Below are 20,225 nucleotides of genomic sequence, written 5' to 3'. Positions count from 1 at the left end.
CCCGATGACCGAACAGTTGCTGCACCTCGCCGAAGAACCCCTGTGGCAGGCGGCCCGCGGGACCGGGACGTACGAGATGTCCACCCGCGGCCGCACCCTGCGTGAAGAGGGCTTCATCCACTGCTCACTGCCGCACCAACTGCCCGGTGTCGCGCGGATGCTGTACGGCTTTGACGACCGGGACCTGGTGGTGCTGGTCATCGACCCGGACCGGCTCCGAGTCCCCGTGCGCTACGAGGCCATGAAGCCCGGCGGTGAGGAGTTCCCGCACATCTACGGACCGATCCCGGTGTCCGCGGTCGTGGAGGTACGCCCGTGGACCCGCACCGCGGCACAGAAGGAGGGCGAGGCGCTGTGATCGGCCCCCTCATCGCGGTGACCGGGGCGAGCGGAGCGGTGGGTGGCCGGGTCGCCGAGCGGCTCGCCCGTACCGGCGGCCCCGTACGGCTGCTCGGACGCGATCCGGCACGGCTGCCCCGGCTGCCGGGTGCGGTCCTCGCGCCGCCCGCCCCGTACGGTGACGGCGAGGCCATGCGCCGCGCGCTGGACGGTGCGCACACGCTGTTCCTCGTCTCCGCCCACGAGGGACCCGACCGGGTCGGCGAGCACATCACGGCCGTCGACGCGGCCGTGGCCGTAGGGGTCGAGCGCATCGTGTACGTGTCCTTCCTCGCCGCCGCGCCCGCCGCGACGTTCACCTTCGGCCGCGACCACTGGCACACCGAGGCGCACATCCGGATGACCGGGGTGCGGTACACCTTCCTGCGCGACAGCTGGTACCTGGCGGCACTTCCCGCGATGACGGGAACCGACGGGATCCTGCGCGGTCCGGCCGGAGAGGGCCGGGTGTCGGCCGTGGCGCACGAGGACATCGCGGACGCCGCGTCAGCCGTCCTGCTGGACGAGGGAGTCGGCCACGACGGTGCGACGTACGACCTCACGGGCCCGGAGGCCTTCACCCTCGCCGAGGCGGCCCAGGAGTTGAGCCGCTGCACGGGCCGCACCATCCGCTACGTCCCTGAGACCAGGGAGGAGGCTTACGTCTCGCGCGCGCACTACGGGGCCGAGGACTGGGAAGTGGCCGGCTGGGTCACGTCGTACGAGGCCATCGCGGCCGGCGAGATGGCCGCGCTCTCGGACGCCGTCCCCACCCTCACGGGGCACCCGGCCAAGAGCCTGGCCACCTACCTCCGGGAGAACCCGGAAAGCTACCGCCACCTTCTCCCCGGAGCCTGACCCGGGCAGAGGGGCAGAGGGGCAGAGGGGCAGGCGGGCAGACCGGCAGACGGGGCGGGATGTCAGACCCACGCGTTACGTTGACGCCATGGCGAACTTCGTACTGGTGGCGGGAGCATGGCTCGGAGCGTGGGCGTGGGACGAGGTGGTCCCGGAGCTGCGCGCCGTCGGCCACGGCGTCCACGCGTTGACCCTCTCCGGCCTCGGAGAAAGGCAGGGCCTGCCGGCCGGGCAGCAGACCCATGTCAGGGACATCGTCGACGAGGTGGAACGCCTCGATCTGCGCGATGTCGTCCTTGTCGGCCACAGCTACGCGGGCATCCCGGTGGGGCAGGCCGCCGAGCGGATCGGCGACCGGCTGGCCCGGGTGGTCTTCGTCGACTCCAACATCCCGGCGCAGGGCGAGTCGTTCGCCTCGGTCTGGTGGCAGGGGAGCGGGGTCCTGGAAGCCGCGATCGAGGCGAACGGCGGTTTCTGGGCACCGCTGACCGCCGACGACTGCGACGGCCAGGGGCTCACCGACGAGCAGATCCGACGCTTCGTGAGCGGCTCCACACCGCACCCGGGCGCCACGCTCACCGAGCGGGCCGTGCTGGAAAGGCCCCTCGGCGAGCTTTCCGCGACGTACATCAAGTGCCTGCTCGACGGGCCCGAGCCGAACGACGACGTGGCCGCGCTGCTGACCGGCAAACGCTGGGAACTGGTCGAGATGGACACCGGGCACTGGCCGATGTTCTCCGAGCCGCGTGAGCTGGCGCGGATCCTCCACCGTGCGGCCGCGGAGGCCTGATCTCCCGGAAACGCCCGCACCCGGTCCGCAGGGCCTCCCGGACGGGAAGCCGCGCGGACCGGGTGCGGACACACCGGTCCTGCTGATCCGAAGACCGCAGATCAAGCCTTCTTGGTCTCCCAGAAGATCTTGTCGATCTGGGCGATCAGGTCCAGAGCCTTCTGGCCCGTGGCCGGGTCGTTCGAGCCCTTGGCCGCGGAGAGCGCCTTCAGGGTGTCGTTGACCAGCTGGTGCAGCTCCGGGTACTTCTCGAAGTGCGGGGGCTTGAAGTAGTCGCTCCAGAGCACCGAGACGTGGTGCTTCGCGAGCTCGGCGCGCTGTTCCTTGATCAGAACGGCGCGCGTGCGGAAGTCCGCGTCCTCATTGGCCTGGTACTTCTCCTGGACGGCCTTGACGGACTCCGCCTCGATGCGGGCCTGGGCCGGGTCGTACACACCGCAGGGCAGGTCGCAGTGGGCGCTGACCTTCACCTTGGGGGCAAACAGGCGGGAAAGCATGGAGCTGTCCTTCCTCGTGATCGTCTTCTCAGGTGGGACATTACTCCGTGGGGGGCGGGTTTTTGCGGCTGCCCCCATGGGCTTAGGTCAAAAGTCCAGGGTGACGATGGGACCAGTGGCCGAATGTACGGAGCGGTGCGCGGCGGTGTACTGGAGGACGGACCGGGAGGTGCCACAGATGCCGGAACTGACGCAGGATCCGGGAAACGGGCGGGCGGCGCGGGGCTCGTTCCAGGTGGTGGAGGTGACGGGGCCCTCGATGGTGCCCACCCTCTACCACGGGGACTGGCTGCTGGTGCAGCACGGGGCGCCGGTGCGCCCGGGGGACGTGGTGATCCTGCGTCACCCCTTCCAGCAGGACCTGCTGGTCGTGAAGCGGGCGGCCGAGCGCCGCGGCACGGGCTGGTGGGTGCTGGGTGACAACTCGTTCGCGGGCGGGGACAGCACGGACTACGGAACGGTGCCCGAGGAGCTCGTACTTGCCCGGGTGCGGGCCCGTTACCGGCCGCTGAAGAAGGATCAGCGGTCCGTGTTCGGTGTGCTGGGCTGGGCGGTGTCCGCGCTGCGGCCGGTCTCCTCGGACCGTTCCGTCTCCAGGCGCTTGCGGGCCCGGTAGGCCGCCACGTTGGCCCGGGTCGCACAGCGGTCGGAGCAGTAGCGCCGCGAACGGTTGGTGGAGGTGTCGAGGTAGGCGTTGCGGCACGGCGCTGCCTCGCACAGGCCCAGCCGGTCCACGCCGTGCGAGGTGAGGTGGAAGGCGAGGCCCATCGCCGCGATGGCGGCGAAGCCGGCCGTGGCGTTCGACGGGTGGTCGGCCAGGTGCATGTGCCAGTCCGGCTTGTCGTCCTCGTCGCGGATGTCGTGGCCGGAGATCTGCGGGCTCACCGGGAACTCAAGCAGCAGTGAGTTGAGCAGGTCCACCGCCAGGGTCTCGTCGCCGCCGTCCGCCGCCTCGAAGACCGCGCGCAGCCGCGCCCGTACCGAGCGGAAACGGGTCACGTCCGCGTCGGTGGCGCGGCGGGCGGCCTGGGCGTTGGCGCCGAAGAGGTCGCGGACGGACTCGACGGTGGTGAGGGAGTCCTTGTTGCGGGCCGGCTCCTCGGTGTTGACCAGACGCACGGCGTAGTCCGAGTAATAGGCCAGTTCCACTTGTAGTCCTTACGGCGTCGGTCTATGGTCGATGTGTCGGCCAGTGTAATGGGTGGACACGATCATTGGGTATTACGTGGAGGTTCGTGTGACGGAGACGGCGACGGGCACCGACTGGCAGTCCTGGCAGGAGAGCTGGGACCGGCAGCAGGAGTGGTACATGCCGGACCGCGAGGAGCGGTTCCGGGTCATGCTGGACATGGTCGAGGCCGTCGTGGGGCCCGAACCGAGAGTGCTCGACCTGGCGTGCGGTACGGGAAGTATTACGGACCGGCTCCTCAAGCGGTTCCCGAAGGCCACCAGCACCGGTGTCGACCTCGACCCCGCGCTGCTCGCCATCGCCCGCGGCACCTTCGACGGCGACGAGCGGGTCACCTTCGTCACCGCCGACCTCAAGGACCCCCGCTGGACCGAGCGGCTCCCGCACACCTCGTACGACGCCGTCCTCACGGCCACGGCCCTGCACTGGCTGCACAGCGAGCCGCTCGCCGCGCTGTACGGGCAGGTCGGGCAACTGGTCAGGGAGGGAGGCGTGTTCATGAATGCCGACCACATGATCGACACCGACACCCCGCGGATCAACGCCGCCGAACGCGCCCACCGGCACGCCGCGATGGACCGGGCCCGGGCCGGAGGCGCACTCGACTGGGCGGAGTGGTGGGCCCTCGCCGCCAAGGACCCGGTCCTCGCGGGACCGACCGCGGAGCGCTTCACGATCTACGGCGAGCACGCGGACGGCGACATGCCCTCCGCCCGGTGGCACGCCCGCACGCTGCGCGAAGCCGGTTTCGGGGAGGCGCGCGCGGTCTGGTCCTCACCGTCGGACACCCTGGTGCTCGCGGTGAAGTAGAACGGCAGAAGCAGTACCAGCAGAGGAAGAGGGGCGGCCGCGGCCGCCCCTCTTCCGCGTCCGGCCGTCGCTGCAACCTGCCGCCCGCCCCGGCGCACTGGAAGGGTGAGACGGTCCGCGCCCGCGGACCGGGAGAGGGGGCGCCGACGATGCGGATCGATGACGACGCCGCGCTGTACGCCTTCGTCGAGGACCGACGCACCGCTCTGTTCCGCAGCGCCTACCTGCTGTGCGGCGACCGGCACGAGGCCGAGGACCTGGTCCAGACGACGCTCGTGAAGGTCGTCCTCGGTGGGAGGCGTCACGGGCGGCTCGACAACATCGAGGCGTACGCACGCAAGACCCTGGTCAACACCTTCATCGCGAGCCGCCGCCGGTTCTGGCGGCGCGAGCAGGCGTACGGGGAGCTGCCCGACCGTGCGGGCGCTGTGGCCGACACGGACACCGGCCTGATGGTCCGGGCGGCACTCGCCCGGCTCACGGCCAGGCAGCGGGCCGTACTGGTGCTGCGCTACTGGGACGACCTGAGCGTCGAGGCCACGGCCGAGCTGCTCGGGATGCGGGAGAACACGGTCAAGAGCCACACGGCTCGGGGGTTGGCGGCGCTGCGCGCCGAAATGGCGGAGGAACTCGTATGAACAACGTGCACGAACTGCTGGAACGGGCCGCTGAGAGTGCCGGCCGGCCGGACGTCTCCACCGAGGCGGTGTACGCGCGGGCCGCCAGGATCCGGTTCAGGCGCCGCGCCGCCGTGTCGGCCGCCGCGCTCGCGGTCGTCGCGGTCGGAGCGGTCACCCTGCCCGGGTACGCGGACGGGACGAAGGCGGAGCAGTCCTCGGTGGCTTCGGCGCCGGCGCCGCAGACCGGAAGGACGGAGAAGGCGCAGCGGCTCGCTGCGCTTCTCCCGCCCGGGGTGGGGGACATCGAGCAGGTCTCACTGGCCGTCCTGATCAAGCAGGCGACGGCCGAGCAGGACGACAAGGAGTATGCGGGCCCACTGGACGGGCAGTACGCGGTCCGCAGGGACGGCGGTGTCGGCTACCTCGCCCTGTCGGTCATGGACCGCGCCCAGGTGGCCAAGAAGTTCAAGGGGTCGCCCAGGGGTGACCTCTGCGTGCCGCAGGGGCAGGACTCGCCCCGCTCCGACTGCGTGCACGAAAAGCTGCCGGACGGCAGCGCGCTGACGATCTGGAGCGATTCGATGGCGTACGGGGACGGCGGTACGCCCCGGTGGGGCCCGGAGTTCACCGGACGGCTCGAGCTGAAGGACGGCTCGCTGCTGGCCGTCCGGTCCAGCACGGGCTACACCGGAGACCGGTCCCAGGGGCCGCTGCTCACGAGCCCCCCGCTCAGCCGGGAGGAACTGCGCACGCTGCTGCTGAGTCCGCAGGTGCTGCCGCAGAAGTAGGGGCGCACACACGCGGAAGGGCGGTACGGGCGCGAGGCCCGTACCGCCCTTGCTTCGCGGAGCGAGGCTCTACAGAACCTTGGACAGGAACGACTTGGTGCGGTCGTGCTGCGGGTTCGTGAGGACGTCCCGCGGGTGGCCCGATTCGACGACGACGCCGTCGTCCATGAAGACCAGCGCGTCGCCGACCTCACGGGCGAAGCCCATCTCGTGGGTGACGACGATCATCGTCATGCCGTCCTCGGCCAGGCCGCGCATCACGTCCAGGACGTCGCCGACCAGCTCCGGGTCGAGCGCCGAAGTCGGCTCGTCGAAGAGCATCAGCTTCGGCTCCATGGCCAGGGCCCGGGCGATCGCCACCCGCTGCTGCTGTCCGCCGGAGAGCTGGGACGGGTAGTTCTTGGCCTTGTCGGACAGGCCGACCCGGTCCAGGAGCCGCTCCGCACGGGCACGGGCAACGGCCTTGGCCTCGCCCTTGACCTGGATCGGCGCCTCCATGACGTTCTCGAGGGCCGTCATGTGCGGGAACAGGTTGAAGCGCTGGAAGACCATGCCGATGTCCCGGCGGTGCAGCGCGACTTCGCTGTCCTTGAGCTCGTAGAGCTTGTCGCCCTTCTGCCGGTAGCCCACCAGCTGGCCGTCGACCGACAGCCGGCCGGCGGAGATCTGCTCCAGGTGGTTGATGCACCTCAGGAACGTGGACTTGCCTGAGCCGGACGGACCGACCAAGCAGAACACCTCACGTGGAGCGACCTCGAGGTCGATGCCCTTGAGAATGTGGGCTGTGCCGAAGGACTTGTGTACGCCCTCGGCCTTCACCATGGGGGTCGTCATGTCACACCCCCCTGGGGCTGGTGAGGGGCAGGTTCTTTTTGATCTTCTGCCATGGGGTGGGCGGCAGCGTGCGGAGTGAACCTCGTGCGTAGCGCCGCTCGAGGTAGTACTGGCCGACGCTGAACACGCTGGTGAGGACCAGGTACCAGACGGAGGCCACGAGCAGCATCTCCATCACGGCGAACGACGTCGAGCCGATGCTCTGCGCGGCACGTGTCAGGTCCACATACGTCACAACGGCTACCAGGGAGGACGTCTTGAGCAGGTTGATGAACTCGTTGCCGGTCGGCGGCACGATCACCCGCATGGCCTGTGGCAGCACGATTCGCCGCATGGTCTTGCTGTTGTTCATGCCCAGTGCGTGCGAGGCCTCGGTCTGGCCCTCGTCGACCGACTGGATGCCGGCCCGGACGATCTCGGCCATGTAGGCACCCTCGTTCAGGCCGAGCCCAAGCAGGGCAACCATGAACGGGGTCATGACATCGACCATCTGGTCCTTGTAGATCGGCCCGAGGTTCAGGTACTCGAAAACAAGGGCCAGGTTGAACCACAGCAGCAGCTGCACGAGGACCGGTGTGCCGCGGAAGAACCAGATGTACAGCCAGGCGACCGCCCCTGTGACGGGGTTCTTCGAGAGCCGCATGACCGCGACGATGACTCCCAGCACCAGGCCGATGAGCATCGACAGCACGGTGATCAGCAGGGTGCGACCCATTCCGGCCAGGATCCGGTCGTCGAATATGAAGTCTCCGACCGTGTCCCAGCGGACGTTGCCCTGTGAGAAGGCGTAGATCAGCGAGCCCAGCAGGGCGACGACGATCACGCCCGAGACCCAGCGGCCCCAGTGCCGAACCGGGATGGCCTTGATCTGCTCGGGCGGGGCGGCAGTGGTTGCCGCCTTGGCGACCGACGAGCCCTCCGGGGGCTCCTCGGCCGGCGCCTTGTCGAACTTGTCAGTCACGGTGACTGCCCTTCAGTGAAACGCTTGAGGCGAAGATGCCGGGATCTACTTGCCGGCGTTGATGGTCGCCTCGGTGACGGCGCTGTTCTTGACGTCCCACTTCTCCAGGACCTTCTCGTACTCGCCGTTCTTGATGATCGCGTCCAGTGCCGCCTTGAGGGCGTCACGGAGCTCCGTGTTGTCCTTGTTGACAGCGATACCGAACGGGCCCGCGTCGGTCTGGCCGCCGGCGACCTCGAAGTCCTTGCCGCCGCCCGCGGTCTTCGCGATGTGCGCGGCGACCGGGTAGTCGTTGAGGTCGGCGACCGCACCGCCGATCTTGACGCGGGTCTGCGCCTCGGCGTCGGTCTCGAATGCCGAGATCTCAAGCTTCTTCGAGCCGCACTTCTTGGCCTGCGCCTTGAACGTGTCCTCGTAGATCGTGCCGCGCTGGACGGCGACCTTCTTGCCGCACAGGTCGTCCAGGGACTGGATGCCCTCCGGGTTGCCCTTCTTGACCAGCAGCGAGACGCCCGAGCTGAAGTAGTCGACGAAGTCGACGCCCTTGCCGGCCTTCTTGCCCGTGTCGTCCAGGCCCTCCTGGCGCGCCTTGGTGTCGCTCATGGCGGACATGACGACGTCCTGGCGCCCCGTGTTCAGGGACGTGATCAGGCCGTCGAAGGTGCCACTCGTGAACTTGAACTCGACGCCGAGCTCCTTGCCGAGGGCCGCGGCGAGGTCGGGGTCGATACCGACGATCTTGCCGCCCTCCTCGTACTCCATCGGCGCGTACGCGGCGTCCGTGCCGACCTTGATGACGCCGGCGTCCTGGTACTTCTTCGGCAGCTTGTCGAACAGCGGGGCGGCGGACGACTTGGTGCCCTCGCTCTCCTTGGTGCCAGAGCCCGAGCCGGTCTGGTCACCGCAGGCGGTGAGTAGCAGCGTGCCAGCGACCGCGATGGTGCCCACCGCGGCGATCCGGGACTTGGCGGTGGGCTTACGGCGGGTGGTGCGTGCGGTCATGATCGGGGTCCTCCGGCAGGTGAGGGCAGTTGCCAGCTGACTGCGTACTCATCTTCGAGTTTCGCCAGCTTGTTTTCGGCATCTTGCCATTCGGACTAGCCCATTTAGGGGGCATCGCATGTCAAAATCGGGTAACGGGACACCCCCGAACCCAGCGGGTCGGCACATCCAGGCCGAACCTTTCGCTGGAAACCATCCTTCCTGCCGGAGGATCTCCCGCCCTGAGCCTGCTCTGGGAGGGTTTCATGGCACGTGGCCGACTTGTGTGTATGTCCCACTATGAGTCACGTCACCGTGGGCGTAACGACTCGTCGGCGGTACGGCCTGTCCGGTAAGAAGGACCTTTACACCCCTCATCCGGGGCCCAGGGCGCGTGTGCGGCGCGCCCGCGCGTACGTACCTCCCCCTGCGGAGCGGGCCAACCGCTCAGTGCCGGGAACGTACGCGGTGCCCGCCCACCCCTCCTCAACCAGGAGTGGCCACCCTCAAATGATGAAGACTTAAGGGGTCAACACAATGGCAGCGGAGATCGTCAATCCTCGCAGCGACGACAGCAAGACGCACGGTGCGGCCAGTGCGAACGACATCAGCAGTGCGGGCGAGCTCTTCGATCCGGCCTTCGCCCTCCACCGCGGCGGGAAGATGGCCGTGCAGGCCACCGTGCCCATCCGCGACAAGGACGACCTGTCCCTCGCGTACACGCCCGGCGTGGCCAAGGTGTGCAGCGCCATCGCCGAGAATCCCGAGCTCGTCCACGACTACACCTGGAAGTCGCAGGTCGTGGCCGTCGTGACGGACGGCACCGCCGTGCTCGGCCTCGGGGACATCGGCCCCGAGGCATCCCTCCCGGTGATGGAGGGCAAGGCGATCCTGTTCAAGCAGTTCGGCGGCGTCGACGCGGTTCCGATCGCGCTCGCGACCACCGACACGGACGAGATCATCGAGACCGTGGTGCGCCTCGCGCCGTCCTTCGGCGGGGTCAACCTGGAGGACATCTCGGCCCCCAGGTGCTTCGAGATCGAGCGCAAGCTCCAGGAGCGCCTGGACATTCCGGTCTTCCACGACGACCAGCACGGCACGGCCGTCGTGACGCTCGCGGCACTGCGCAACGCCGCGAAGCTCTCGGGGCGGACCCTCGGTGATCTGCGCGGCGTCATCTCCGGCGCCGGTGCGGCCGGAGTGGCGATTGCGAAGTTCCTGCTGGAGGCGGGCATCGGTGACGTCGCCGTCGCCGACCGCAAGGGCATCGTCAGCCGGGACCGCGACGACCTCACGGACGTCAAGCGCGAGCTGGCGGAACTGACGAACAGGGCGGGCCTCTCCGGTCCGCTGGAGACGGCCCTCGCGGGCGCGGACGTCTTCATCGGGGTCTCCGGCGGTACGGTGCCCGAGCCGGCTGTCGCCTCGATGGCACCCGGCGCGTTCGTCTTCGCCATGGCGAACCCGAACCCCGAGGTCCACCCCGACATCGCGCACAAGTACGCGGCCGTCGTGGCGACCGGGCGTTCGGACTACCCGAACCAGATCAACAACGTGCTGGCGTTCCCCGGCATCTTCGCGGGCGCGCTCCAGGTCCGGGCCTCCCGGATCACCGAGGGCATGAAGATCGCCGCGGCGAACGCCCTGGCGGACGTCGTCGGCGACGAACTGGCGGCGGACTACGTGATCCCCTCGCCGTTCGACGAGCGGGTCGCCCCGGCGGTCACGGCCGCCGTGGCCGCGGCCGCGCGGGCCGAGGGCGTGGCACGCCGCTGACGCGGTGAGGCGGGGGTGGGTCGGGGAGCGGGTCCGCTGTGCGGGTCTGTTCCCCCACCCGCCCCTGTTCCTGTTGGGGCGGGTCTGTTGGGGCGAGCGTCACACCATCGGACAGTTACGTCACGGCGCGTCACCGCCTATCGTCGGGGCCATGTTCGCCGCCTACGCCGCACGCATCGACCGGGACCAGCCCCTCAACGGACTTGAGCTGGGCGAACGCCCCGCTCCCGAGGCGCGATCCGGCTGGACCACCGTCTCCGTCAGGGCCGCCTCCCTCAACCACCACGATCTCTGGTCCCTACGGGGCGTCGGTCTCGCCGAGGACAAGCTGCCGATGATCCTCGGCTGCGACGCCGCCGGGATCGACCAGGACGGCAACGAGGTCGTCCTGCACTCGGTGATCGGCCAGACCGGGCACGGGGTCGGCCCCCGGGAACCCCGCTCCATCCTCACCGAGCGCTACCAGGGGACGTTCGCCGAGCAGGTCACGGTCCCGAGCTGGAACGTGCTGCCCAAGCCGAAGGAGCTCACCTTCGAGGAGGCCGCCTGCCTGCCGACCGCCTGGCTCACCGCGTACCGGATGCTCTTCACCAACGCGGGCGTCCGGCCCGGCGACTCCGTCCTCGTCCAGGGGGCCGGTGGCGGTGTGGCCACCGCGGCCATCGTGCTGGGCAGGGCCGCCGGGCTCAGGGTGTACGCCACCAGCCGTGACGAGGCCAGGCGCAAGCGGGCCGTCGAGCTGGGTGCTATCGAGGCGTACGAGCCCGGCGCCCGGCTGCCGCAGCGCGTCGACGCCGTCATCGAGACCGTCGGCGCCGCGACCTGGTCCCACTCGGTGAAGTCCCTCCGTCCCGGCGGCACCCTGGTCATCTCGGGTGCGACCAGCGGCGACCGTCCCGCGCATGCGGAGCTGACCCGGATCTTCTTCCTGGAGCTCAAGGTGGTCGGCTCGACGATGGGCTCCAAGGACGAGCTGGAGGACCTGCTGTCGTTCTGCGCGGCCACCGGCGTACGTCCCGTCATCGATGAGGTCCTCCCGCTGGACCGGGCCCGTGAGGGGTTCGAGCGGCTCGCCGCCGGAGATCAGTTCGGGAAGATCGTGCTGACCACCACGTGACCACAGGGGCCTGGCCGGGCGCCGGGGAGGGGCTGTCGCTGCGCCCCTGGCAGCCGTACGACGCCCCGGCCGTCCTCCGTGCGTTCGCCCCGGCCGAGATGGCGCGCCAGTCGGGCCGGCCGGTCACCTCCCCGGCCGAGGCGCTGGACTGGATCGCCGGCCGTGAGAAGGAGCGGGCGGCCGGCACCGGGTACGCGTGGGCCGTCGTCCGGGACGACGTGGTGCTCGGGTGCGTCGCCGTGACCGCGGTGGACCATGTCCACGACACCGGCTGGGTCTCGTACTGGACGGTCGAGGGGGCGCGTGGCGGGGGTGTTGCCGCCGCGGGCGTACGGGCGCTCGCCCGCTGGGCCTTCGACGACCTGGGTCTCCACCGGCTGGAACTCGGGCACCGGACGAACAACCCGGCCTCCTGCAAGGTGGCCGAGCGGGCCGGCTTCGCGGTGGAGGGCCTCGAACGGGGGAAGCTCCGCTACGGCGAGGTCCGGTACGACGTGGAGCGCCACGCCCGGCTGGCCACCGACCCTGTCAACTTTGATTGACGTCGCCCAGGTGTCAATGTAGGTTGACATCATGACCGAAGCAACGGATCTCGCCGCACGCGCCGGTGATCACGACCCGCGCGTGGGGTTGCGGGCCGTCGCCGCGCTGCGGCGGCTGCTTGAGCAACTCGAAGCCGTGCAAGTGAGAAGTGCCCGCGCCCAGGGCTGGTCGTGGCAGGAAATCGCTGCCGAGCTGGGTGTCAGCCGGCAGGCCGTGCACAAGAAGTACGGGAGGCATTGATGTTCGAGCGATTCACCAAGGGTGCCCGGTCCACGGTGACCGGCGCCGTGGTTCATGCCGAGCGGACCGGCTCGGACTCGGTCACCGAGGAACACCTGCTGCTCTCGCTGCTGGACCGGACAGGGAGCCGGGCGGCCTTCGCCGTCGCCTCCCTCGGACTTGTCGACCGACGCTCCTCCCTGGAGTCGGCTCTCGCCGAGGCCAGGCGTCGAGGCGGCCTCACCAAGGCCGATACGGAGGCGCTGGCCGGCCTCGGCATCGACGTCACCGAGATCGTGGCCAGGGTCGAGGGCGCCCATGGCGAGGGAGCCCTGGAGGGTGACCGCAGGAACCGCCGGTGGTGGTCGGCGCAGCGCCCGTTCACCGGGGGAGCGAAGGGCATCCTGGAGAAGTCCCTGCGCGTCGCCCTGGGACGCGGCGACAAATTCATCGGCGAGGAGCACGTCCTGCTGGCGCTGACGGCCTGCCCCGGAGTGGTCGCCGACGTGCTCGCGGAACACGGCGCGACCTACGCCACGGTGGAGCGTGCGCTGTACGGAGACGAGGGGGAAGGCCGGGCCAAGGCGGGCTGACCCGCTCACCGGGTCGGCCCCGCCCACCGGGCGAAGGGGCTACCCGGCTTGCCCTGCCCTGCCCACCGGGCCGCAGGCGCCCACCGGGCCTGGTCGGCGCCTGCGGCCCGGTGGGCTCGGGCGGTCAGCCCTTCTTGGTGTTCTCGGCCTTGTCGTCTGCGGTGCCCCGGAGCAGCGTGCCGATGTGTGTCGCGGCCGTCGCGAGGTGGCGGCGGGCCTCCGTCAGCTGGGCCTCAGTGACTCCCTGGTCCCGCGCCGCGTCCCGGATGTCGTCGCGGAAGCGGTCCAGCAGGCGGTCCAGGTCGCGGGACGGGTCACCCGTGGCCGTCGCGTCGGCGGCCCACTCGACATCGGGGGCGGCGGGGTCGGGCCTCGTGTACGAGGGCCAGCTGCCGCTCTTGGCGAAGTTGCCGAGCTGACCGGTGATCTCGGCCAGACCTTCCCGTACTCCCGTGGGCCAGTCGCCCCGAGCGAAATGCTCCTGCACCTGGCGTGCGGCGTTCTGCATCTGTTCGCGCGCCTTCTCGTGGGCCTCCCGGGCCTGCCGGCGGGCCTGCTCGGCGTCCTCGCGGGCGCGGCGGGACTCGTCCTTCGCCCGGCGGGCCTGTTCCTTCCACTCCTGCTTGGCCTTGCGGAGCTCCTCCTTCGCCGTGCGCCACGTCTCGCTGTCCCCGAAGTCGGAGTCCCAGCCGCTCCGGGCACCGCCCGTGGCCTGCCGCGACTCGGATGCCGCCGCCCGCATCTCGCTGCGCACCTTGCCCGCCGCGCCGCGTACGTCGTCGCGGATCTCCGCGGCCAGCTCGGAGACCGATTCGCGGATCTCCAGCTCCAGGTCGGCCAGCTCGCCGCCGCGGCCCGCCAGCTCGGAGCGCCCGGCGTCGGTGATCGAGTAGACCTTGCGGCCGCCTTCCGTCGCATGGGTGACCAGGCCTTCGGCCTCCAGCTTCGCCAGGCGCGGGTACACGGTGCCGGCCGACGGTGCGTACAGCCCCTGGAAGCGTTCCTCCAGCAGGCGGATCACCTCGTAGCCGTGGCGAGGGGCCTCGTCCAGCAGTTTCAGGAGGTACAGGCGCAGGCGGCCGTGGGCGAATACGGGGGGCATGTCAGAGCACCTTTCCGGTCGGCTCGGCGTCGTACGGGTCGTCCTCGGCCGGGGGGCGGCGCAGCAGGGCGATCGAGCCGGAGACGGTCGTCGCCTTCAGCTTCCCCGTCCCGGCGCCGAGCGTGCCGGTGATCTTCTTCGCGCCCCACTGGCCGCCGACCCGCAGGTCCTCGAAGGCGTTGGAGACCGCGCCGCTCGCGGTGTTCGCCTCCACCTTCGCGTCCGCCGGGTGGGGCAGCCGGATGGCGATCTCGCCGGAGACCGTGGTCAGCCTGATGTCCGTGGGCCCGGGGGACGCATCGACGTCCAGGACCATGTGGCCGCTGACCGATTCCGCCCGTACGGACGTCCCGGCACCCTCGACGACCGTCAGGTCTCCCGACACGGACTGGAAGCGGAGGTCGCCGGTGACGGCCTGGGCCTCCAGGCTGCCGGAGACGGTCTCCGCGCGGACCACGCCGGAGAGTCCCACGAGGGTCGTGTCACCGGTGACACCCCGCAGCTCCGTGCGGCCCCGGATCCCGGAGACGACCGCCCCGGCGCCGACCACGCCCACCTCCACCGCCGCACCGGAGGGCACGGCCAGCGACACGACGGCGTGACGGCGCGGCGTCTTCCGGTCGAGCCAGCTGAGGAACCCCTTCCACGGCAGATCCTCGTAGGTCACGGTCAGGGTGCCGTCCCGTTGGGTGACGATCAGCGGGGGGCCCTCGATGCCGGAGACCTCCAGGCGGGCGGTGGCCTCATCGGTGCCGACGACATTGACCGCCCCGTTGACGATGCGCACACTGAGCGCCGTCACGGGGTCGTCGAATGTGAGCTTCTGAGGCTCGGCGACGGACCACGTCGACTCAGGCATGGATCGGACCTCCCGGAGAGCGTGCCGTGACGCAACATATCGCGTCTCTTGAGAACACGATATATCGCGGATTACGGAAGTCAAGGGGCTGTGGATGAGCGGCAAGAGCGGACAAATAGAGTCATGTGCGGGCGAATTGCCCTAGCGTGTGGACCATGACCGCGACATCCGTGGGCGCTCTGCTGCTGTGCCGGGCCGACCCCGAGACCGTACGGCCCCTGGCGCATCTCCTGCGTGAGCCGATGGTGCTCACCCCGGCCGGCGACGGGTGGAGCGCCGTCGTTCCCGAAGGGAAGCCCTGGCGCAGCGAGGGCGGCGAGCCGGTCGACCGGGTCCTCGGCGGCTGGGCGACCGCGCTCGCCGTGGGTTCGGCCTGGCCGGTGCTCGCCCTGTGGTGGGACGGCGACCGCTCCGGCTACACCCTCGCCTCGGGATTCCGCCGCCCGGTCGGCTACATCTGGCTGGCCGACGGCACCCCGGCAGGTGAGGACGAGGCCATGCGGACGTTCGCGGTACGGCTGGGCCTCGATCCGGTCCTGGACGTCCAGGAGCTGGAGGCGCTGACCCGGCCGGATCCGGAGGCGGACGCCGACGCCCGGCTGCGCGGACTTCTCTCCGTCCTCGCCCGTACCGGAGTCTCGCTCCCGGCCGGCCTCACCCCCGGAGAGACGGCAGACCGGCTGCGCAGCGTGGCCGGGGCGCACCCCCGAGCGGAACAGATCGAGTGGGCCGGCTGGCGCGATGCCGTACGGGTGGAGCTCGACGCGGTCGAGAGCGGGAGCCTCGGGCCGTGGGTGCTCGGTCCCCGGGCCCGCGCGGCGGCCGCGGCGCAGGTCGCGGTAGGAGTGCCTCTCACCCTGTGGGGTGCCCGCCGGCGCAGCGGGGGCTGGGTCGCGGCGGGCCTGATCCTGCTGGTGCAGGGCGCCCTGGGGCTCGCCTACAACCGGTTCAGACGCGAAGCGGAGGCAGCGGGAACGCCCCGGCGGTGACTACTCGTCCTCGTCCTCGTCGTCCAGCCGGGCCAGCCAGGTCGCCAGGCGCTCGACGGGAACCTCGAAGTCGGGGTTGAGGTCGACGAACGTGCGCAGCTGCTCGGCGAGCCACTCGAAGGTGACCTCCTCCTCGCCGCGCCGCTTCTCAAGTTCCTCGATGCCACGGTCCGTGAAGTACATGCGACCAGAATAACGAGGCCGAAACGCCGCGGTGCCCGGTCCCGCGATGATCTCGCGGGACCGGGCACCGACGGTGCGTACGACAGCCGGTCAGGCCTCGAAGACCTCGTTGACCAACTGGGTCTGCTCGGCCTGGTGACGCTTGGCCGAACCGACCGCCGGGGACGAGCCGTGCCGGCGCGAGATACGGCGCAGGCGCTCACCGTGCGGCACATCGGCGCCGACGGCCAGGTCCAGGTGGTCGATCAGGTTGAGCGCGATGAACGGCCACGCACCCTGGTTGGCCGGCTCCTCCTGGGCCCAGAGGTACTTCTCCGCGTTCGGGTACTTGGCGATCTCGGCCTGGATCTCCGCACCCGGCAGCGGGTACAGGCGCTCCAGACGGATGATCGCCGTCTCCGTGTCGCCACGCTTCTCGCGCTCGGCGTCCAGGTCGTAGTAGAGCTTGCCGGCGCAGAAGACGACCTTGCGGACCGCTTCCGCCTTGACCGACTCGTCGCCGATCACCGGACGGAAGCCGCCGGTGGTGAACTCCTCCGCCTTCGACGCCGCCGCCTTGAGACGGAGCATCGACTTCGGTGTGAAGACGATCAGCGGCTTGTGGTGCGGGTTGTGCACCTGCCACCGCAGGAGGTGGAAGTAGTTCGACGGCAGGGTCGGCATCGCGACCGTCATGTTGTCCTGCGCGCACATCTGCAGGAAGCGCTCCGGGCGGGCGGACGAGTGGTCCGGGCCCTGGCCCTCGTAGCCGTGCGGCAGCAGGAGCGTGACGCCGGACGTCTGGCCCCACTTCTGCTCGGCCGAGGAGATGAACTCGTCCACGACCGTCTGCGCGCCGTTGACGAAGTCACCGAACTGGGCCTCCCAGATGACCAGCGACTCCGGGCGGGCCAGCGAGTAGCCGTACTCGAAGCCCATCGCCGCGTACTCGCTGAGCAGCGAGTCGTAGACGTTGTAACGGGCCTGGTCGTCGGAGAGGTAGAGCAGCGGGGTGTAGTCCTCGCCGGTCTTCTGGTCGACGAGGACCGCGTGACGCTGGCCGAACGTGCCGCGGCGGGTGTCCTGGCCGGCGAGCCGGACCGGGGTGCCCTCCATCAGCAGCGATCCGATGGCCAGGGTCTCGCCCATGCCCCAGTCGATCGTGCCGTTGTCCACCGAGGCCGCGCGGCGCTGCATCTGCGGCATCAGACGCGGGTGGACGGTGATCCCGTCGGGGATGTTGACCTGGGACTCGGCGATCAGCTTCACGACCTCCGAGGAGACCGCGGTGTTCACCGCCACCGGGAACTCGGCCTGGACGTCCGGGACATGCGGCTGGGACGGCGCGGAGGTGGCTTCGCGGACCTCCGCGAAGACCTTCTCCAGCTGGCCCTGGAAGTCCTGGAGCGCCTGCTCGGCCTCTTCCAGCGTGATGTCGCCGCGACCGATGAGGGACTCGGTGTAGAGCTTGCGCACCGAGCGCTTCTTGTCGATCAGGGTGTACATCTGCGGGTTGGTGAACTCCGGGTTGTCGCCCTCGTTGTGACCGCGGCGGCGGTAGCAGATGAGGTCGATGACGACGTCCTTGTTGAACGTCTGCCGGTACTCGAAGGCGAGCCGCGCGACGCGGACCACGGCCTCCGGGTCGTCACCGTTGACGTGGATGATCGGCGCCTCGATCATGCGCGCCACGTCGGTGGCGTACATCGAGGAGCGCGACGCCTCCGGGGCGGCGGTGAAGCCGACCTGGTTGTTGATGACGACGTGGACGGTGCCGCCGGTGCGGTAGCCGCGCAGCTGAGACATGTTGAGCGTCTCGGCGACGACGCCCTGGCCCGCGAAGGCCGCGTCGCCGTGGAGCGCGACGGGCAGGACCGTGAAGTCCGTGCCGGCCTTGTTGATGATGTCCTGCTTGGCGCGGGCGATGCCCTCGAGGACCGGGTCGACCGCCTCCAGGTGCGAGGGGTTGGCGGCCAGCGAGACCTTGATCTGCTCGCCGTCCAGACCGGTGAAGGTGCCCTCGGCGCCCAGGTGGTACTTGACGTCGCCGGAGCCGTGCATCGACCGCGGGTCGAGGTTGCCCTCGAACTCCCGGAAGATCTGCGCGTACGACTTGCCGACGATGTTCGCCAGGACGTTCAGGCGGCCGCGGTGGGCCATGCCGATGACGACCTCGTCGAGGCGCGCCTCGGCGGCGGAGTCGATGACCGCGTCGAGCAGCGGGATGACGGACTCGCCGCCCTCCAGCGAGAACCGCTTCTGGCCGACGTACTTGGTCTGCAGGAACGTCTCGAAGGCCTCCGCGGCGTTCAGACGGCGCAGGATCCGCAGCTGCTCCTCGCGCTCCGGCGCGGGGCGCGGACGCTCCACCCGGTCCTGGAGCCACTTGCGCTCCTTCGGGTCCTGGATGTGCATGAACTCGATGCCGGTGGTGCGGCAGTACGACTCACGCAGCACACCGAGGATGTCGCGGAGCTTCATCAGCGTCTGCCCGGCGAAACCGCCGACCGCGAAGTCCCGCTCCAGGTCCCACAGGGTGAGGCCGTGCTCGTTGATGTCCAGGTCGGGGTGCTTGCGCTGGCGGTACTCCAGCGGGTCGGTGTCGGCCATGACGTGGCCGCGGACCCGGTAGGAGTGGATCAGCTCGAAGACCCGTGCGGCCTTGGTGACGTCGTCGTCGTGCGAGGCGTCGATGTCCTTGAGCCAGCGGACCGGCTCGTAGGGGATGCGCAGCGCCTTGAAGATCTCGTCGTAGAAGTCGTTCTCGCCGAGCAGGAGCTGGGACAGCACACGCAGGAACTCGCCGGAGGCGGCGCCCTGGATGACCCGGTGGTCGTACGTCGAGGTCAGCGTCATGACCTTCGAGATGCCCAGCTTGTTCAGGGTGTCCTGCGAGGTGCCCTGGAACTCCGCCGGGTAGTCCATCGCGCCGACGCCCATGATGAGGCCCTGTCCGGGCATCAGGCGGGGCACCGAGTGAACGGTGCCGATGCCGCCGGGGTTGGTCAGCGAAGCGGTGACGCCGGAGAAGTCGTCCATGCCGAGCTTGCCGACACGGGCGCGGCGGACGATGTCCTCGTACGCCTGCCAGAACTCGAAGAAGTTGAGCGTCTCGGCCTTCTTGATGGCCGCGACGACCAGCTGGCGGTCGCCGTTCGGCTTCACCAGGTCGATGGCCAGGCCGAGGTTGATGTGCTCCGGCTTGACCAGGGTCGGCTTGCCGTCCTTGACCGCGAAGGAGTGGTTCATCGACGGCATGGCCTTGAGGGCCTGCACCATCGCGTAGCCGATGAGGTGGGTGAAGGAGATCTTCCCGCCGCGGGCCCGCTTGAGGTGGTTGTTGATGACGATGCGGTTGTCGAAGAGCAGCTTCACCGGGACCGCGCGGACGGACGTGGCCGTCGGCAGCTCCAGCGAGGCGTTCATGTTCTTCGCGACGGCGGCCGAGGGGCCGCGCAGCGTCACGTACTCCGGGCCGGCCGGAGCCTCGGTCGCCTCGGCGGCCTTCGCGGGTGCTGCCTTGGCCGGGGCGGGCGCTGCCGGAGCAGGGGCCGCAGCCTTCGGCGCCGGAGCGGCGGGTGCGGGTACCGCGGCCGTGGCCGGGGCCTTCGCCACCGGCTCGGCCGGGACGGCGTTGTTGACGGTGGTCGCGGCGGGAGCCGGGGTCACCGCAGCCCCCGCGGCTGCGGGGCCGGGCTTGTCCGCCGTGCCGGACGTGCCCGGCTTGTAGTCGGCGAAGAAGTCCCACCAGGCGCGATCGACCGAACTGGGGTCCTGGAGGTACTGCTGGTAGATCTCGTCGACAAGCCACTCATTGGGGCCGAATGCGGCCGCCGGGTTGGACCCGGAGCCTGCTTCTTGATCGGTCGAGATGCTCGAGTTACTGGGGGACTGAGACGACACGGCGGCAACCGCCCTCTTCCGCTTCACAAGGTGATGGACAGCGGAAATCAAGGCTACGCCTCCCCAGCCGTTACGTGCAGGCCGGGCCGGTCTTCGTCGTGCACATCACATCGGAAGCCGGGTTTCGGCGCATGAAATGGCGGGAAACAAGCGGGGTTCCGCTGCACTTCGGGTACGCGAGGCCGTGGACACGGCCCCTTGGACCGTATCTCTTTCAGGGCCGCAGCGTAGAACGCCGCCTTCCGGTTCGAACTCT

The 20,225-nt window shown here is 69.9% G+C and carries 22 protein-coding genes; 13 read left to right on the top strand and 9 right to left on the bottom strand.

Features of this window, described 5'->3' with window-relative positions:
- Positions 1–4 precede the first annotated feature (4 nt).
- The 3 genes from ACFQ6X_RS29650 to ACFQ6X_RS29640 all read left to right on the top strand — a co-directional run bounded on the left by ACFQ6X_RS29650 (position 5) and on the right by ACFQ6X_RS29640 (position 2,026).
- A complete protein-coding gene (locus ACFQ6X_RS29650; protein WP_383185887.1) occupies positions 5–358 on the top strand; it encodes a DUF952 domain-containing protein in 354 nt (117 codons plus the stop codon).
- Positions 355–1,236, top strand: coding sequence for an NAD(P)H-binding protein (locus ACFQ6X_RS29645; RefSeq protein ID WP_383185885.1), 882 nt, complete (start codon positions 355–357; stop codon positions 1,234–1,236). The genes ACFQ6X_RS29650 and ACFQ6X_RS29645 overlap by 4 nt, the downstream gene beginning before the upstream one ends.
- 88 nt (positions 1,237–1,324) lie before the next feature.
- Entirely contained in the window at positions 1,325–2,026 is a 702-nt protein-coding gene (locus ACFQ6X_RS29640) for an alpha/beta fold hydrolase (protein WP_383185883.1), read from the top strand.
- A 101-nt stretch (positions 2,027–2,127) separates the two neighbouring features.
- Here the strand turns inward: ACFQ6X_RS29640 and sodN are convergent, their stop codons facing one another.
- Positions 2,128–2,523, bottom strand: a complete 396-nt coding sequence (gene sodN / locus ACFQ6X_RS29635) for a superoxide dismutase, Ni (protein WP_033298259.1) — start codon at positions 2,521–2,523, stop codon at positions 2,128–2,130.
- A 178-nt stretch (positions 2,524–2,701) separates the two neighbouring features.
- Here sodN and sodX point away from each other — a divergent pair, with 178 nt between their 5' ends.
- Positions 2,702–3,139: a nickel-type superoxide dismutase maturation protease gene (gene sodX / locus ACFQ6X_RS29630; protein WP_383185881.1), complete on the top strand. Its 438-nt coding sequence runs from the start codon at positions 2,702–2,704 to the stop codon at positions 3,137–3,139.
- On the opposite strand, the gene ACFQ6X_RS29625 is transcribed toward sodX, so the two are convergent.
- Entirely contained in the window at positions 3,043–3,672 is a 630-nt protein-coding gene (locus ACFQ6X_RS29625; RefSeq protein WP_383185879.1) for a CGNR zinc finger domain-containing protein, read from the bottom strand. The two genes, sodX and ACFQ6X_RS29625, sit on opposite strands and share 97 nt — an antisense overlap.
- Positions 3,673–3,760: 88 nt before the next feature.
- On the opposite strand from ACFQ6X_RS29625, the gene ACFQ6X_RS29620 reads away from it, so the two are divergent.
- From ACFQ6X_RS29620 to ACFQ6X_RS29610, 3 genes are all read left to right on the top strand, one after another.
- The gene (locus ACFQ6X_RS29620) at positions 3,761–4,522 is read left to right on the top strand and encodes a class I SAM-dependent methyltransferase (RefSeq protein ID WP_383185877.1); all 762 of its coding nucleotides are present in this window, start codon (positions 3,761–3,763) and stop codon (positions 4,520–4,522) included.
- 149 nt (positions 4,523–4,671) lie between these two features.
- Entirely contained in the window at positions 4,672–5,160 is a 489-nt protein-coding gene (locus ACFQ6X_RS29615) for a SigE family RNA polymerase sigma factor (protein WP_383185875.1), read from the top strand.
- The gene (locus tag ACFQ6X_RS29610; protein ID WP_383185873.1) at positions 5,157–5,930 is read left to right on the top strand and encodes a hypothetical protein; all 774 of its coding nucleotides are present in this window, start codon (positions 5,157–5,159) and stop codon (positions 5,928–5,930) included. Before ACFQ6X_RS29615 ends, ACFQ6X_RS29610 begins: the two co-directional genes overlap by 4 nt.
- A gap of 69 nt (positions 5,931–5,999) precedes the next feature.
- On the opposite strand, the gene ACFQ6X_RS29605 is transcribed toward ACFQ6X_RS29610, so the two are convergent.
- From ACFQ6X_RS29605 to ACFQ6X_RS29595, 3 genes are read right to left on the bottom strand one after another with little or no spacing between them, the layout of a single operon-like run.
- On the bottom strand, positions 6,000–6,764 hold the full coding sequence (locus tag ACFQ6X_RS29605) for an amino acid ABC transporter ATP-binding protein (RefSeq protein ID WP_383185871.1): 765 nt from the start codon (positions 6,762–6,764) through the stop codon (positions 6,000–6,002).
- 1 nt (position 6,765) lies between these two features.
- Positions 6,766–7,725: an amino acid ABC transporter permease gene (locus ACFQ6X_RS29600; protein ID WP_383185869.1), complete on the bottom strand. Its 960-nt coding sequence runs from the start codon at positions 7,723–7,725 to the stop codon at positions 6,766–6,768.
- 45 nt (positions 7,726–7,770) lie between these two features.
- The gene (locus ACFQ6X_RS29595) at positions 7,771–8,727 is read right to left on the bottom strand and encodes an ABC transporter substrate-binding protein (protein ID WP_383185867.1); all 957 of its coding nucleotides are present in this window, start codon (positions 8,725–8,727) and stop codon (positions 7,771–7,773) included.
- A gap of 516 nt (positions 8,728–9,243) precedes the next feature.
- Between ACFQ6X_RS29595 and ACFQ6X_RS29590 the strand changes: the two genes are divergently transcribed.
- The 5 genes from ACFQ6X_RS29590 (at position 9,244) to ACFQ6X_RS29570 (ending at position 12,954) form a co-directional block, all read left to right on the top strand.
- Positions 9,244–10,482 (top strand): NADP-dependent malic enzyme, encoded by a 1,239-nt coding sequence (locus ACFQ6X_RS29590; RefSeq protein ID WP_383185865.1) that lies wholly within the window; start codon positions 9,244–9,246, stop codon positions 10,480–10,482.
- Positions 10,483–10,633: 151 nt separating this feature from the next.
- Positions 10,634–11,599, top strand: a complete 966-nt coding sequence (locus tag ACFQ6X_RS29585) for a zinc-binding dehydrogenase (RefSeq protein WP_383185863.1) — start codon at positions 10,634–10,636, stop codon at positions 11,597–11,599.
- Positions 11,596–12,141 (top strand): GNAT family N-acetyltransferase, encoded by a 546-nt coding sequence (locus ACFQ6X_RS29580; protein WP_383185861.1) that lies wholly within the window; start codon positions 11,596–11,598, stop codon positions 12,139–12,141. Before ACFQ6X_RS29585 ends, ACFQ6X_RS29580 begins: the two co-directional genes overlap by 4 nt.
- Before the next feature lie 31 nt (positions 12,142–12,172).
- Positions 12,173–12,382, top strand: coding sequence for a helix-turn-helix domain-containing protein (locus tag ACFQ6X_RS29575; RefSeq protein WP_329207492.1), 210 nt, complete (start codon positions 12,173–12,175; stop codon positions 12,380–12,382).
- Positions 12,382–12,954 (top strand): Clp protease N-terminal domain-containing protein, encoded by a 573-nt coding sequence (locus ACFQ6X_RS29570; protein WP_383185859.1) that lies wholly within the window; start codon positions 12,382–12,384, stop codon positions 12,952–12,954. The genes ACFQ6X_RS29575 and ACFQ6X_RS29570 overlap by 1 nt, the downstream gene beginning before the upstream one ends.
- A gap of 124 nt (positions 12,955–13,078) precedes the next feature.
- Here the strand turns inward: ACFQ6X_RS29570 and ACFQ6X_RS29565 are convergent, their stop codons facing one another.
- Complete coding sequence (locus ACFQ6X_RS29565) at positions 13,079–14,056, bottom strand: helix-turn-helix transcriptional regulator (RefSeq protein ID WP_383185857.1); 978 nt, start codon at positions 14,054–14,056, stop codon at positions 13,079–13,081.
- Between the two features lies 1 nt (position 14,057).
- On the bottom strand, positions 14,058–14,915 hold the full coding sequence (locus ACFQ6X_RS29560; protein ID WP_383185855.1) for a DUF4097 domain-containing protein: 858 nt from the start codon (positions 14,913–14,915) through the stop codon (positions 14,058–14,060).
- Between the two features lie 155 nt (positions 14,916–15,070).
- Here ACFQ6X_RS29560 and ACFQ6X_RS29555 point away from each other — a divergent pair, with 155 nt between their 5' ends.
- Positions 15,071–15,904: a hypothetical protein gene (locus ACFQ6X_RS29555; protein ID WP_383185853.1), complete on the top strand. Its 834-nt coding sequence runs from the start codon at positions 15,071–15,073 to the stop codon at positions 15,902–15,904.
- On the opposite strand, the gene ACFQ6X_RS29550 is transcribed toward ACFQ6X_RS29555, so the two are convergent.
- Entirely contained in the window at positions 15,905–16,087 is a 183-nt protein-coding gene (locus tag ACFQ6X_RS29550) for a DUF6104 family protein (protein WP_003961784.1), read from the bottom strand. It abuts the gene before it with no gap.
- Between the two features lie 90 nt (positions 16,088–16,177).
- Positions 16,178–19,969, bottom strand: coding sequence for a multifunctional oxoglutarate decarboxylase/oxoglutarate dehydrogenase thiamine pyrophosphate-binding subunit/dihydrolipoyllysine-residue succinyltransferase subunit (locus ACFQ6X_RS29545; protein WP_383185851.1), 3,792 nt, complete (start codon positions 19,967–19,969; stop codon positions 16,178–16,180).
- Between the last annotated feature and the right edge of the window lie 256 nt (positions 19,970–20,225).

Origin of the sequence: Streptomyces sp. NPDC056452 (assembly GCF_042796085.1) — a bacterium.
In the GTDB taxonomy this organism is placed as follows: Bacteria; Actinomycetota; Actinomycetes; order Streptomycetales; family Streptomycetaceae; genus Streptomyces.
Note: the sequence above shows the minus strand (reverse complement) of the source record. Positions and strands in the feature narration are given on the sequence as shown.